9 protein-coding genes are annotated in these 14067 nt (G+C 68.9%); 2 read left to right on the top strand and 7 right to left on the bottom strand.

The window, feature by feature from the left end:
* Positions 1 to 71: 71 nt before the first annotated feature.
* The 4 genes from KL771_RS25160 to KL771_RS25145 all read right to left on the bottom strand — a co-directional run bounded on the left by KL771_RS25160 (position 72) and on the right by KL771_RS25145 (position 3978).
* Entirely contained in the window at positions 72 to 1013 is a 942-nt protein-coding gene (locus tag KL771_RS25160) for a sugar-binding protein (RefSeq protein WP_261971262.1), read from the bottom strand.
* Between the two features lie 108 nt (positions 1014 to 1121).
* Positions 1122 to 2195, bottom strand: a complete 1074-nt coding sequence (locus KL771_RS25155; protein ID WP_261971261.1) for an ABC transporter permease — start codon at positions 2193 to 2195, stop codon at positions 1122 to 1124.
* Positions 2195 to 2935 (bottom strand): ATP-binding cassette domain-containing protein, encoded by a 741-nt coding sequence (locus KL771_RS25150; protein WP_261971260.1) that lies wholly within the window; start codon positions 2933 to 2935, stop codon positions 2195 to 2197. Before KL771_RS25150 ends, KL771_RS25155 begins: the two co-directional genes overlap by 1 nt.
* A 287-nt stretch (positions 2936 to 3222) precedes the next feature.
* Positions 3223 to 3978 (bottom strand): YjbE family putative metal transport protein, encoded by a 756-nt coding sequence (locus KL771_RS25145; RefSeq protein ID WP_261971259.1) that lies wholly within the window; start codon positions 3976 to 3978, stop codon positions 3223 to 3225.
* A 355-nt stretch (positions 3979 to 4333) separates the two neighbouring features.
* Here KL771_RS25145 and KL771_RS25140 point away from each other — a divergent pair, with 355 nt between their 5' ends.
* Positions 4334 to 5254, top strand: a complete 921-nt coding sequence (locus tag KL771_RS25140) for an aminotransferase class IV (protein ID WP_261971258.1) — start codon at positions 4334 to 4336, stop codon at positions 5252 to 5254.
* 110 nt (positions 5255 to 5364) lie between these two features.
* Here the strand turns inward: KL771_RS25140 and KL771_RS25135 are convergent, their stop codons facing one another.
* From KL771_RS25135 to KL771_RS25125, 3 genes are read right to left on the bottom strand one after another with little or no spacing between them, the layout of a single operon-like run.
* Positions 5365 to 6288, bottom strand: coding sequence for a transglutaminase family protein (locus KL771_RS25135; RefSeq protein ID WP_261971257.1), 924 nt, complete (start codon positions 6286 to 6288; stop codon positions 5365 to 5367).
* On the bottom strand, positions 6285 to 8882 hold the full coding sequence (locus tag KL771_RS25130; RefSeq protein WP_261971256.1) for a circularly permuted type 2 ATP-grasp protein: 2598 nt from the start codon (positions 8880 to 8882) through the stop codon (positions 6285 to 6287). Before KL771_RS25130 ends, KL771_RS25135 begins: the two co-directional genes overlap by 4 nt.
* A gap of 13 nt (positions 8883 to 8895) precedes the next feature.
* Positions 8896 to 12210 (bottom strand): transglutaminase family protein, encoded by a 3315-nt coding sequence (locus tag KL771_RS25125; RefSeq protein WP_261971255.1) that lies wholly within the window; start codon positions 12208 to 12210, stop codon positions 8896 to 8898.
* Between the two features lie 314 nt (positions 12211 to 12524).
* On the opposite strand from KL771_RS25125, the gene KL771_RS25120 reads away from it, so the two are divergent.
* Positions 12525 to 14063, top strand: coding sequence for a hypothetical protein (locus KL771_RS25120; RefSeq protein WP_261971254.1), 1539 nt, complete (start codon positions 12525 to 12527; stop codon positions 14061 to 14063).
* Positions 14064 to 14067 lie beyond the last annotated feature (4 nt).

Raw genomic sequence — 14067 nt, 5'->3', positions numbered from 1 at the left:
CCCGGTCGGACGAAAGCGACGGCGGGCCATCGGCGCCGCCGTCGCGAGAGGTCAGAGGCTCATGGTGGCGGTCACTTCAGATACTGGCCGACCGTTTCCTTGGTGACGGTGTCGAGCCCGGTATAGATGATCTCCGGGATCTTCTCCTTCTTCTTCAGCGCCAGCAGGGCATCCATCGACTTCTCGCCCATCTCGAACGGCCGCTGCCCGGTCAGGGCGTTGGAATAACCGTCGCGCAGCAGCTCGAGCTGCATCTTGAGCGTATCGGCGACGACCAGCGTGAACTTGCCGGCGTCGATCTCCTTCTTGTTCTTGTTGACGAAGGCCTTGAAACCTTCCGGGGCGAACATCGGCCAGCCGCCGATCGGGACGATCGCGGCCAGATCCGGGGTCGCGCTCTTCAGGTCCGCCATCTGCTGCACGGCGAGCGCCACGTCGTCATTGCAGAAGGTCGGCGAGCCGGACACCTCGACCCATTTGGAGCCCTTCAGCGCCTCGCGCACGCCGTCCACGCGCTCGGCCAGGTTCTTGGCGCCGGGACCGCCCGACACCATGGCGTATTTGCCGCCCTCCGGCCTGAGCGCCAGCAGCTGCTTGCCGAGCGCGAGGCCGAATTCCTTGTTGTTGGTGCCGATATAGGCCGAACGGGCCGAGCCGGGCGCGTCGGCGTCGAAGGTGATCACCGGGATGCCGGCATCGACCGCCGCCTTGATCGAGCGGGTCGCGGAGGCGACATCGGCGACCGAGATGGCGAGGCCGTCGACCTTCTGGGTGATGAAGTCCTGGATCAGCTGCGCCTGGGTGGCCGGCTCGTGCTCGACCGGGCCGCGATAGATGCATTCGATATTGCCGAGTTCCTTGGCGCGCTTCAGGCAGCCGTCCCGGGCGAGATCGAAGAACGGGTTGTTCATCGCCTTCGGCACGACGGCGAAACGGTACTTCTGCTGGGCCTCGGCCGGTTGACCGAGCGCCGCCAGGACGGCGACAGCCGCCGCCAACATCCATTTCCGCATGGCATTTCCTCCGGTTTGGGTCCGCTGGTCTTGCGACCCGGTCTCGGCTGCGGACGGGCGCGGGGCGCGCGGTGCCGGACCGGTATGGGAAAGGAGGAGCGCGACCGGTCAGGGCCCGCGGGTGCGCAGGCGATCGACCAGGACGGCGAGAACGATGATGCAGCCGACCAGGGTCTGCTGCCAGTAGGAGCTGACCTGGGCCAGGACCAGGCCGTTGCGGATGACCTCGAGCAGGACGCAGCCGACGATCGCCCCGAGCGGGCCGCCGATGCCGCCGGCCAGGTTGGCGCCGCCGATCACCGCCGCGGCGATGATGTTGAGCTCGTAGCTGTTGGCCATGTTGGCCGGCGCCGAGCCGAGCCAGCCGGACACGATGATGCCGTTGAGGCCCGCGGCCAGCGCCGAGAGGGCGTAGACTTGGATCTTGACCCGGGCGACCGGAACGCCGGTCAGCTCCGCCGCCTTTTCGTTGCCACCGAGCGCGAAGACGTGCCGGCCCCAGGCGGTGTGGTGCAGCACGATCGCCATGACGATCGCTAGCCCGACCAGATAGACGAAGGGCATCGGCAGCGGTCCGACCTTGCCGGCGGTGACGGCGTAGAAGAGATCGGCATCCGGGCCGCTCGGGAAGCTGCCGCGGCCGTTGGTGACGACGTAGCAGAGCCCGCGCACGATCGACAGCATGCCGAGCGTGGTGACGAAGGGCGACAGGCCGAGCCGCGCGATGGCGAAGCCGTTGGCCAGCCCGATCACCAGCGACACGGCGAGGCCGGCCAGGATCGACAGCGCGAAGATCAGCCCCGGTACCGCCGCGGCCGGCTTGCCGTCGACGGTCGTGATCAGCCAGGGTGCGATCGAGCCGTCGGACAGCGCCGTCATGGTCATGGCCGAGATGATCGCCGAGAAGCACATCACGGAGCCGACCGAAAGGTCGATGCCGCCTGTGATGATCACCAGGGTGATGCCGAGCGTGGCGATGGCGATGAACGAGAAGTTCTGTGCCACGTTGGAGATGTTGCCGGCGGTCAGGAAGTTCTGGCTGGCCAGCGACATCCCGATCACGACCGCGACCAGCGCCAGGCTGACATAGGCCGATTGCGAGGCGAAGAGCCCGCGCTGCCACCAGGATGCGCGGCCGACATTGTCGAGATCGAGCCCGGGAAGGCGTCCGGTTTCAGCCATCACGCCGTCTCCTTGGCGCCGGTGATCAGGGCGGTGACTTCCTCGGGCGTCGAGCGGGCGATCGGCTTGTCGGCGACCTTGCGGCCGCGCCGGAGCACGACGACGCGGTCGCAGACCGAGAACACGTCCGGCATGCGGTGCGAGATCAGGATGACGGCGATGCCCTGGTCGCGCAGGCGCCGGATCAGGTCGAGCACCTCGGAGACCTGCCGGATCGAGATGGCGGCGGTCGGCTCGTCCATCAGCACGATCTTGGCGGCGGCGAGCCGGGTCCGCGCGATGGCGACCGCCTGGCGCTGGCCGCCGGACATCTTGTGCACGAGATCGCCGGGCCGGGTCTCGGATTTCAGGTCCGCGAACAGCTCCGCCGCCCGCCGCGTCATGGCGCGGTGGTCGAGGAAGCGGAACGGGCCGACCTGACGCTTGAGCTCCCGGCCGAGGAAGACATTGGCGGCTGCGGTCAGGTTGTTGCAGATGGCGAGGTCCTGGTAGACGACCTCGATGCCCTTCTCTCGGGCCTCGACCGGGCGGTGGAACTGCACCGCCTCGCCGTCGAGCACGATCCGGCCGGCGCTCGGCGGGAAATTGCCGGCGATCAGCTTGACCATGGTCGACTTGCCGGCGCCGTTGTCGCCCATCAGGCCGACGATCTCGCCACGCCCGACGGCGAAGTCGATGTCGGATAGCGCCTTGATCGGACCGAAACTTTTCGAAATCCCGCTCAGCTCGAGCAACGCCATCGCTTCCTCCCCGACGGCCGTCTCCTCGGATGGGTTGAGATCGCCTCGGCTCGGCCGGGGTCGTCGCAACGCCTATTCCTCCGAGTTTATGCGCGGGTCGGCATGTTTGGGAAGTCTGAATCTTGTCATATGTCCGAGGAATTACTGGGCCTCGGAACCGCGTGTCTACCGCAGGACATACCCGCCCTGACTGTACGCTCAGAACGACAAAGGCCGCGATCGGAGCCCGATCGCGGCCTTGTTGGATATCTGCCGGTCTTCCGATGCCGGCCCGCCGGGGCCGGGCGTCAGCCGCCGAAAATGGTGGCCTTCAGATAGTGGCCCATGCCCTGGCCGCAGGCGGCCGCGGTGTTGCCGTGGCAGGCGACCTCGTAGGCGCCCATCCAGACCATCTTGAGGGCGACATAGAAGATGACGAAGAAGCCGAGCCAGGCGATCCAGCGATAGCGGGTCAGCAGATGCGCGATCAGGGTGGCGGCGGCGCCCATCAGGGCAACCGAGAGCAGGAGGCCGACCACCAGCACCCAGACATGTTCGCCTGCGGCGCCGACCACGGCGAGCACATTGTCGAGCGACATCGACACGTCGGCGACGACGATCTGGACCATCGCGTCCATGAAGCTGGCGCCCTGGCCCGCCACCTCCGTCGCCACCGCACCGGCCGCGGCCGCACCGCCGACTGCGGTCGCGATCTCGGCACCCTCGGTCCCGGACAGCGACTGCTCGGCCATTGTGACTGCGGCCTCTTCTTCCTCCACCGTCTCGGTGATCTCCCGGTACATCTTCCAGCAGACCCAGAGCAGCAGGATGCCGCCGGCGAGCGTCAGACCGACGATCGACATCAGCTTGGTGGCGACCAGGGCGAAGATGATGCGCAGGACGACGGCACCGCCGATGCCCCACAGGATGACCTTCTTGCGGATCGACGGATGCACCGCCGCCGCGGCCATGCCGACCACGATGGCGTTGTCGCCCGAAAGCACGACGTTGATGAAGATGACGTTGGCGAGCGCGATCAGCTCGGGATAGAAGTCCTGGAACATGGGCGATCCTTGAGCCGCAGGATGGGGTTGCGCGAAACCCTCGCGCGCCCGTCCGGGAACGGGGCGTCGGGATCGGCTGGTTGCGGTCGGATTCCCCACTCCGAACCGCCCCGGCTGGGCCGTGGGCGATCGGGAATGGGGACGTCGACCTCGATCAACCGGTAGCCGATCGGGCAGTCGGTCGCAAACGGTTTACTGGCTGGTTCTGGCATTTCATGTTCCAGATCCGCCGATGCACGCAAGCTGTCAGCTATTCGTCACACTTGGTCAGCTTCCTGTCATCGAATGACAGCTTGTTGTCATCTTGTGAAACCTTCCCGCGGCAAGCGCCGCACCCTATCCGTCAGGAGCCGACATGGCCGGAAGCCAGGACTACGCCGCCGATCCGCGCAACGAGCATGTGAAGATCTATCTGAATGGTGCCCTGGTGCCGCGCGCCGAGGCCAAAGTCTCGATCTTCGACGCCGGCTACGTGCTCGGCGACGGCGTCTGGGAAGGCTTCCGTCTGCACAAAGGCACGGTCGTGTTCGCCGACCGGCATTTCGACCGCCTCTATGCCGGCGCGAAATCGATCGACATGGATATCGGCATGGCCAAGGCGGAGCTCGCCGCCGAACTCGACCGGATGCTGGCCGCGAACGGCATGTCGGATGGGGTGCATATCCGCCTGATGGTTACGCGCGGCCTGAAGAAGACCCCGAACCAGGATCCGCGCCACACCATCTCCAAGGCGACCATCGCCATCGCGGCCGAATACAAGCTGCCGTCGCCCGAACTGGCCAAGACCGGCCTGTCGCTGTTCACCTCGACGATCCGCTGCTCGCCGCCCGACATGTTCGACATGCGGCTCAATTCGCACAGCCGGCTGAACCTGATCCAGGCGCTGATCCAGGCCATCAAGGCCGGGGCCGACGAGGCGCTGATGCTCGACCCGCACGGCTTCGTGTCGAGTTGCAACGCAACCAACTTCTTCTTCGTCAAGAACGGCGAGGTCCGGACCTCGTCCGGCGCCTATTGCTTCAACGGCATCACGCGCGCCCATGTCATCGAACTGTGCGAGCGCCATGGCGTGCCGATCCGGCTCGGCAACTTCACCCTCGCCGAGGTCTACGACGCCGACGAGGCCTTCGTGACCGGCACCTTCGGCGGCCTGACCCCGATCCGCCGCATCGACGGCCGCGACCTGCCGACCGCCCTGCCGGGGCCGACCACCGCCCGCCTGCGCCGGCACTATGCCGACCTGATGGACGAGGCTGCCGGCGCGATCGAGGTCTGATCGGCCGATCTGCCGGGCTCGGCCGCAGCCGGCTGCCATCCGGCGCGACCCGGCCACCGGCAGGCGGCGGTCGCAGAAATGGGCAGCCTCCGGCGGGCCGGAGGCTGGGCCTACTCGGCGCGCTTCGGGGCCAGGACGCGGGGATTGGTGCGGGCCGGGTCGACCTCGACCACATCGACGCCGACCGAAAGGCCCTGCGGGCCGGAATAGACGATCACGCCGTCGACCGGCGAGACGTCGGCATAGTCCCGGCCGACGGCCAGCACGACATGGCTGTCGCCGGCCGCGATGGCGTTGGTCGGATCGAGGCCGATCCAGCCTTCCGACGGACCGCACCAGATCTCGACCCAGGCATGGGTGGCATCCGCGCCGGCCAGCCGGGGACGGCCGGGCGGCGGCTCGGTCCGCAGGTAGCCCGACACGTAGCGGGCCGGCAGGCCGAGGCCGCGCAGGCCCGAGATCATCGCATGGGCGAAGTCCTGGCAGACGCCGCGCCGCCCGGCGAAGACCTTGGCGACCGGCGTGGTCACGTCAGTGGCGGTCGGATCGTAGGCGAAATCCGCGCGGATGCGGCGGTTGAGCTCGACCGCGCCGTCGAGGATACGCCGGCCGGGCGGGAAGGAGCGCGCCGCATAGACCCTGGCTTCTTCGACGAGCGGTACCGAGCGGCTCGGAAAGACGTAGTGGACGGGATCCTCCGGAGCGAGGCTGAAGCCGGTCGCGGCGAGATCGGCGATGGTCTCCCAGGTCGGCGTGCTGCCCGGCCGGGGGAGATCGCGGGCGACCACCGACACGGTCGAGGCGGCGTGGATCTCCAGGAAGGCATGCGGCGTGCGCAGCGTGATCCGGGTTGTCCGGTTGCCGAAGAAATCGACGCCTTCGCTGCGCTCGGCCGGCCGCGGGTCGATGACGAGGCTGGTCGCCAGCACGCGCTGGCCGGGCCGGTCGACCGGGGTCAGGTGCAGCATGTTGCGCGTGACCGGGACCGTCGCGCGGTAGTGATACCGCGTGACATGGGTGACCTCGTAGATCATGGGCCGCCGGTCTCCCCCATCGATCCCCCGCCCGGGCCGATCTCGTCGGCGGGCTCTTCGCCGGCGCCTTCGCCGAAATAGCGGCGCGTGATCGCGTCGGAGAGCTTCATCAGGCGGATCTCGACATCCATGATCATGTCCGCATCGAACTCAGCCGGGTCGGCGGATTTCAGCAGTGCCGCAAGGCGCAGGGCGGCGCGCGCGGCATCGTCGGCACGGCCGTCATGGCGGCTGGACAGATGCGTCAGATGCTCGACCAGGCGATCCAGCTGGAAGGCGGCGGAGCGCGGATGCGTTTCGTCGAGCAGGACCAGATCGAGGACCGTCTTCACCGAGGGGCCTGAGATGTAGCGGGCGCGATGAACGATCTGGCTGTCGGTCAGTTCCAGAAGCCGGATCAGAAGGTTGGAGCCGGCCTTCGGCTCCGCGAGGCGCCGGGCGTAGCGGGCGACCGCGATCGCCCGCTCGATGCGCGCGCCCATGTCGAGGAACCGCCAGCCGGACGGCCGGTACATGTTCTCATGGGCGAGGCCGGTAAAGGCCGCGATGGTTCTCAGACCCAGGTCTGCGGCGGCGAACAGATCCGCCTCGTCCTCGTCGCCGTCGCGGTCGATATCGCCGACCGTTTCGTTGCGGTCCGACGACGGCCGGGGGAAGACGGCCGTCAGATCCGCCAGCGCCCGCCAGGCATCCGGCGACAGACGGTCGCGCACCACCGAGGCGGTGCGGCGGGCTTCGCGCGCCAGCTGCGGCGCGGCGCCGACCGAGGTGCCGCCGAGCGCCTCGCGGACGATCTCGGCATAGTCGTCGAGCCCGAACGGCGTCGCCCCCCAGGCGGCCAGGAGATCGGCGACATGGCGGGTCGAGGGGCCGTCGCCGGTATCCGGGCCGTCGTCGCTGGTCTGTCCGGCGAGGCTGCGGGCGAGCCGCAGGGTCGCCTCCGTGCGCTCCAGATAGCGGCCGAGCCAATAGAGATTGTCGGCGGCCCGGCTCGGCAGAGCGCCGGTGTCGCGCCGGATCTCGACCTGATCGGGGTCCGGCACCAGAAGGCTCGGCTCCGGGGCCGCGCTCGTGGCGACCCAGACATCGGCCGAGCGGCCGCCGCGCTGCATCGAGAGGGCGCGTGCATCCGGTCGGTCGGAGATGCGGCAGAGGCCGCCCGGCATCACGGTCCAGCCGTCCGGGCCACGCGCGGCGAAGACGCGCAATGCGAAGGGACGCGGTTGCAGCCGTCCGCGCTCGAAGACCGGCGTTGTGGCCAGCCGCACCGGCTCCTGGCCGACGAAATCGGTGCCGCGCCGCTCCATGGCGGCGATCAGCCGCTTCATGTCGTCCGGCGACAGGTCGGCGCCGTTGACGCCCATATTGTCGAGCGTGCCGCGCAGGGTGCGGCCAAAGGCGGGTGCCAGCGCCTTGGCGCGGATGTCGCCGATCACGGCGGCGCGGGCGTCCGGATCGCCGCACCACCAGGTGGCGAGGTTGGACAGGCGCAGGTCTTCGCCAAGCAGGTGCCGGGACAGCGCCGGCAGGAACGGCATCAGGGCCGGCGCCTCGACCAGTCCGGCGCCGAGCGCATTGGCGATCACCACCGTCCCGGCGCGCACGGCCTGCATCAGGCCGGGCACGCCGATGCGCGAATGGGCGTTGAGTTCGAGCGGATCGGCGAAATCGGCATCCAGCCGGCGCAGGATCACGTCGGCGCGGATCGGGCCCTCGACGGTGCGCAGCCAGACCTGATCGCCGCGCACCGAAAGGTCACCGCCCTCGACCAGCAGGAAGCCGAGCACGCGCGCCAGATAGGCATGCTCGAAATAGGTCTCGTTGGCCGGGCCGGGCGACAGCAGGGCGATGCGCGGCTCGTCGCGGCCGGAAGCCTTGGCGAGGCCGGAGCGCAGCGCCTGGAAGAAGCGCGTCAGGCGTTCGATCCTCAGGGCACGGAACACGTCCGGCAGGCCGCGCGAGGACAGGGCGATCCGGTTCTCGATGGCGTAGCCGGCGCCCGACGGTGCCTGCGTGCGATCGCCGAGCACCCACCAGCGGCCGTCCGGGCCGCGCGTCACATCGGCGGCGAAGACATGCAGATGATGACCGCCGGCCGGTTTCACGCCCACCAGGGGACGCAGGAACTCCCCGTTGCCGGCGACCAGGGCGGCCGGCAGGTGTCCTTGGCGGACAAGGTCGGCGGGGCCGTAGAGATCGGCCAGGATCGCTTCCAGAAGCTCGGCGCGCTGGACGATGCCGGCGGCGAGGGCCGACCAGTCGGCCTCGGCGAGGACGAGCGGCAGATGCGACAGCGGCCAGGGCCGTTCGGCCCCGGTCTCGTCGCCGTAGACCCGGTAGACCACGCCGGCATCGGCCAGATGCCGGTCGGCCAGCGCGAAGCGGCGGCGCACCTCGTTCGGACCGAGCCCCGCGAGCAGATTGAGCAGAGGCAGCCAGTGAGCGCGCGGCCGCCCGTCCTCCGCCATCATCTCGTCGTGGACACCGGCCTCCGGGCGATACCCGGCCAGGAGCGCACGCACCGCCTCGCTTCCCGGAGCGCCTGCGCTCCCGGCGAAGCGCATCTCGAATTCGAGCTGGGCGGTCTCGGTCATTCCGAAAGGAACCTCAGAGGCGGGGCGGCGGACGGCGCAGGTCGAGCGTCAGCGGGAAATCGAGGCTGCGCTCGTCCGGCGGGACGGCCGCGAAGCCCGGTGTATGGCCGTGATCGAAGAAGCGGGCAAGCCGGCGCGCCTCGGCCTCGTAGGAATTGACCGGGAAGGTATCGTAGTTGCGCCCGCCCGGATGCGCCACATGATAGACGCAGCCGCCGAGCGATCGACCGGTCCAGCGGTCGAGAACGTCGATGGTCAGCGGCGCGTTCACAGGCAGGGTCGGATGGATGCCCGAGGCCGGCTGCCAGGCCTTGTAGCGGATGCCGGCCACGAATTCGCCGGAGCGGCCGGTCGAGGTCATCGGCACCCGGCGACCATTGGCCGTGACCACATGCCGCGCCGGATTGAGGCCTTCCGCCTTCACCTGCAGACGCTCGGTCGAGCTGTCGACATAGCGCACGGTGCCGCCGGCCGCGCCCTCCTCGCCGGTGACGTGCCAGGGCTCGAGCGCGGTGCGGATCTCCAGCTTCACGCCGGCATGCTCGACGGCCCCGTAGAAGGGGAAGCGGAACTCGCGCTGCGCCTCGAACCAGACCGGGTCGAAGGCGTAGCCGGCGCGGTTCAGATCGTCGAGGACGCCGAGGAAGTCCTCCCAGACGAAATGCGGCAGCATGAAGCGATCGTGCAGCGCCGTGCCCCAGCGGGCGAATTCGCCCTCCTGCGGCTCGCGCCACAGCCAGGCGATGACGGCCCGCAGCAGGAGCTGCTGGGCGAGGCTCATGCGCGCGTCCGGCGGCATCTCGAAGGAGCGGAACTCGACCAGGCCGAGCCGCCCGGTCGGGCCGTCCGGCGAGAACAGCTTGTCGATGCAGATCTCGGTACGGTGCGTGTTGCCCGACACGTCGGTCAGCAGGTTGCGGAACAGCCGGTCGGTCAGCCAGGGCAGCGGCGGATTGCCGGTCCAGGGCGTCGGCACGTTGGCGAGTGCGATTTCCAGCTCGTAGAGCGCATCGTGACGCGCCTCGTCGATACGCGGCGCCTGGCTGGTCGGCCCGATGAACAGGCCGGAGAACAGGAAAGACAGCGAGGGCCGGCGCTGCCAGTAGAGCACCAGGCTCTTGAGCAGATCCGGGCGGCGCAGGAACGGACTGTCGACCGGGAAACGGGCGCCGACCACGACATGGTTGCCGCCGCCCGTGCCCGTATGGCGACCGTCGACCATGAACTTCTCGGTGCCGAGCCGGCTGTGCCGGGCGTCCTCGTAGAGGCCGGTGGTGATCGCCACGCATTCGTCCCAGGAGCCTGCCGGCTGGACGTTGACCTCGATGACGCCGGGGTCGGGCGTCACCTTGATCACGTCGAGGCGCGGATCCCACGGCGGCGGGTAGCCCTCGATATGGACCGGAACGCCGACCGTGGCGGCGGTCAGTTCGACGGCAGCGAGCAGTTCCAGATAGTCGTCGAGCGCGGAGACCGGCGGCATGAAGACATGCAGCACGCCGTCGCGCGGCTCGACCGTCATCGCCGTGCGCACCTGGTTGGCGCCGATCTCCTCGAGAAAGCGCTGGGTCGCGCGGGTCGGCGCCTCGGAGCGGCTGTAGACCTGTGCAAGTTCGTCGGGATCGGGCAGGGGCGGGAGCTGCAGGAAGGTGTCGCGCTCAGTGATGTAGGGATAGTTGGCCGGCGGGATCCAGGGCAGCGAGGCGATCGGCAGACGGTAGCCGACCGGGCTGTCGCCGGGGATCAGGAACAGCTTCTGGCGCCTCAGCCGCCATTTCTCGGAGTACCAGCCGGTGCCGGCCGCCGCCTGCCAGCGCTGGACCGGCAGCACGTAGCCGGTCGGCCGGGCGAGGCCATGCTCGAAGACCTTGGCGATGCGGTGCCGGTCTTCGGGGTTTTCGAGCTTGGAGTCCTGGGTGGTGACGTTGTCGGGGAGTTCGATCTCCTTCAGGATCCAGTGCGCCGGATCCTCGTAGGCCGGAATGACATAGTCGGCGCCGATGTCCAGGCGCTCGGCGATCCCGGCGCAGACCTTCTCGGCCGCCTCGACGGTGGCGCCGCGCGGGCCGCCCTCCCGGGCGATCAGGTCGGGATTGCGCCAGACCGGCTTGCCGTCCTTGCGCCAATAGAGCGCAAAGGACCAGCGCGGCAGGCTTTCGCCCGGATACCATTTGCCCTGGCCGTAATGCAGGAAGCCGCCGGGGGCGAAGCGCTCGCGCAGGCGTCGGATCAGATCGTCGGCCCGGTCGCGCTTGGTCGGTCCGACCGCGGCGGTGTTCCACTCGGCCGACTGGTAGTCGTCGATCGACACGAAAGTCGGCTCGCCGCCCATGGTCAAGCGGACGTCGTGCTTGACCAGATCCTCGTCGACCTTGCGGCCGAGATCGTCCAGGGCCGCCCAGGCATCGTCCGAGAAGGGCGCCGTGACGCGCGGCTTCTCGGCGATGCGGGTGACCCGCATGTCGAAATGGAACTCGACCTCGGCCTGGCCGCCATAGGCCGAGACGGTGCCGGTGATCGGAGCGGCAGAGCGGTAGTGCGGCGTGCCGGCCAGCGGGATGTGGCCTTCTCCGGCGAAGAGGCCGGAGGTCGGATCGAGGCCGACCCAGCCGGCGCCCGGAATATAGACCTCGCACCAGGCATGCAGATCGGTGAAGTCGTGGTCGGTGCCCGACGGGCCGTCGAGCGCGGCGATGTCGGCCTTGAGCTGGATCAGGTAGCCGGAGACGAAACGCGCGGCGAGGCCGAGCCGGCGCAGAAGCTGGACCAGCAGCCAGCCGGTGTCGCGGCACGAGCCGGAGGCGAGCGCCAGGGTGTCGTTCGGTTCCTGGACGCCCGGTTCCATCCGGATCACGTAGCGGATGTCCTGCGACAGGCGCTGGTTGACGGCGACCAGGAAGTCGACGATCGGCATTTCACCGCGATCGATACCCGCCAGATAGGCCTCGAATTCCGGCCCGGCCGGCTCGGTGACTAGATAGGGCGCCAGTTCCACGGCCAGTTCGGGCGTGTAGGCGAAAGGATACTTCTCGGCATAGCTCTCGACGAAGAAGTCGAACGGATTGTAGACCGCCATCTCGGCGAGCAGGTCGACCTCGACGCGGAACTCCGTCGTCTTCTCCGGGAAGACCAGCCGCGCCAGCCAGTTGCCGTGCGGATCCTGCTGCCAGTTGATGAAATGCTGTTCGGGCACGACCTTCAGCGAATAGCTCGGCACGCGGGTCCGCGAATGCGGCGCCGGACGCAGCCGGATGACCTGCGGGCCGAGGGTGACCGGCCGGTCGTAGCGATAGGCGGTGACGTGGTGTAGCGCGGTCAGGATGGCCAATGTCGGGCTCGCTGGCTGTCTCGGCGTGAGGCATCGGCCCCGATCGAAGCGGGGCCCCGAAGGGATCCGAACCTTTAGCCTAGTTCCTGGGCAACGGTATGCAAAGCCTTCACTTTGGGCGGCGGTATGCGACCGCCGCCCGTGGCGGAACGGCAACGGCTCCCCGGGATTTGGGGTCTGCAGCCATGCGATCGGCGCCCGGCGCGCCTCCGCGGGGTGGCGGGGATGACAAATGCCGTCAGGGTTCCGCCGGGTCTTGCCGAAGCGGCAGGTTCACGGTCCCATGGCGGCCACCTCTCGCGAAGGGTTTCTCCGTGCGAATCCTGTCCCGCTTCGCCGTCGGCCTCGTCGCTGCCCTGACATCCGTTTCGATCCGCCCGGCCGGCGCGGCCGAAACGGGCTTTCCCTGTGCGGGATCGTTCCAGCCGCTCGAGCGGCGCCACGACCTGCCGGCGCTTCTGACCGGGCTGTTCCTGCCGCTCGCCGTGCTCGACGCGGCGCTGCGCGACCATCTCGGCGAGAAGCCGCGCAAGCCGGTGACCGTCCGGGTGGTCGGTGCCGACGGCAAGCCGGTGCGCGGCGCCCGGATCGGCGTGCTCTACAAGGACAAGGACTGGAGCCGTTTCCTGTTCGACGGCGAACCCGGCACGGTCGCGCTGCCGGAGGGGAGCTACGCCGTCAACGCCGTGCTGCCGGGGAAGACGGTCGCCTGGGGCACCGCGGCTTTCCGGGTCGGCCCCGGAGCCCCGCCCGCCGTCACCGTCAAGCTCGACCGGTCGATCGCCCCGCTTGCGCCGGTGCCGGTGGAGGCGACGGCGCCGGGCGGGGCGGTGGTGCATGTCCCCCTGACCGGGTTCACGGATGGGGTCTACGGCTTGCGCACCGATCCCGGCGCGTCGTTGATCCGGGAATCCTGGCCGAACGAGATCGGTCAGGGCGAGGTGTCGCTTCCGGCCAAACCGGGTGCCTATAGGATCGTCTATATGACCTGCGCGCCGCGCCTGGTGCTCGCGGATTGGCCCGTGCGGGTCGAAAAGCCGGACATCGCAGTCGACGCGCCGACAACGGTCACGGCGGGCGACATCTTCGAAGTGACGCTTCGAGGCCGGTCCGGCCTTGCGGCCCGGCCGCCGGTTCTGCTCGGGCGCAAAGCCGATGGCGAAGAGAGCTTTCATGATCGGGGCGAACCGGTCACCGGCGGCGGCGATACCGGCAGGCGCTACAGGCTGACGGCGCCGCCGCTGGCGGGCCGCTATCGGGTCGTCGTGGCCGTCGGCCCGGACGACAAGGATGTACTGGTCGTGCGGGATCTCTCCGTATCGGCGCGGAACTACACGGTCGGCCTGCCCGATTCGATATCCCTTCACGAGCGGATCAAGCCCGAATTGCCCGGTCTGAGCGGAAGCTCGATCGAGATCTGGGCGTTCGACAAAGCCGGTCGGCCGACACGAAAGGTCGCCGAAGGCATCAAGGGCAGCACGGAGCGCTTTCCCGCGCCGGAAGGTCGCTACGAGGCGCGTCTGGTCACTTTTTCGGACGGGATCGTGTTGGCACGCAAGACCGTGACGGTGACCGGGCGGGCCTTCGTCGACGTCGCCGGAGAGGTTGCGCCCGGGGGGACACTGCCGGTGCGGTTCGCCATGAAGGCCATGTTCTTCGACAAGGTCGGTTTCCTGCCGCCGGGCTTGCCGCTGCCGCGCTTCGGGACCGATACGATGCACGACGTGCGCAATCTGACGGCTTTCGATATCCCCGCGCCGGCAAAGCCCGGCCGCTATGATCTCGTCTATGTCTATGGTCGTCCGGGAACCGCCGATGCGGTCATCGATCGCGTCCCGGTGACGGTCAGGTGAACCC

This window comes from Prosthecodimorpha staleyi (assembly GCF_018729455.1).
Classification (GTDB): Bacteria; Pseudomonadota; Alphaproteobacteria; order Rhizobiales; family Ancalomicrobiaceae; genus Prosthecodimorpha; species Prosthecodimorpha staleyi.
This window is presented reverse-complemented; position numbering and strand designations above follow the sequence as displayed.

Coding starts and splice junctions, on each gene's coding strand:
- KL771_RS25140 (WP_261971258.1), top strand. CDS start 4,334: ATGGCCGGAAGCCAGGACTACGCCGCCGATCCGCGCAACGAGCATGTG.
- KL771_RS25160 (WP_261971262.1), bottom strand. CDS start 1,013: ATGCGGAAATGGATGTTGGCGGCGGCTGTCGCCGTCCTGGCGGCGCTC.
- KL771_RS25150 (WP_261971260.1), bottom strand. CDS start 2,935: ATGGCGTTGCTCGAGCTGAGCGGGATTTCGAAAAGTTTCGGTCCGATC.
- KL771_RS25130 (WP_261971256.1), bottom strand. CDS start 8,882: ATGACCGAGACCGCCCAGCTCGAATTCGAGATGCGCTTCGCCGGGAGC.
- KL771_RS25155 (WP_261971261.1), bottom strand. CDS start 2,195: ATGGCTGAAACCGGACGCCTTCCCGGGCTCGATCTCGACAATGTCGGC.
- KL771_RS25145 (WP_261971259.1), bottom strand. CDS start 3,978: ATGTTCCAGGACTTCTATCCCGAGCTGATCGCGCTCGCCAACGTCATC.
- KL771_RS25135 (WP_261971257.1), bottom strand. CDS start 6,288: ATGATCTACGAGGTCACCCATGTCACGCGGTATCACTACCGCGCGACG.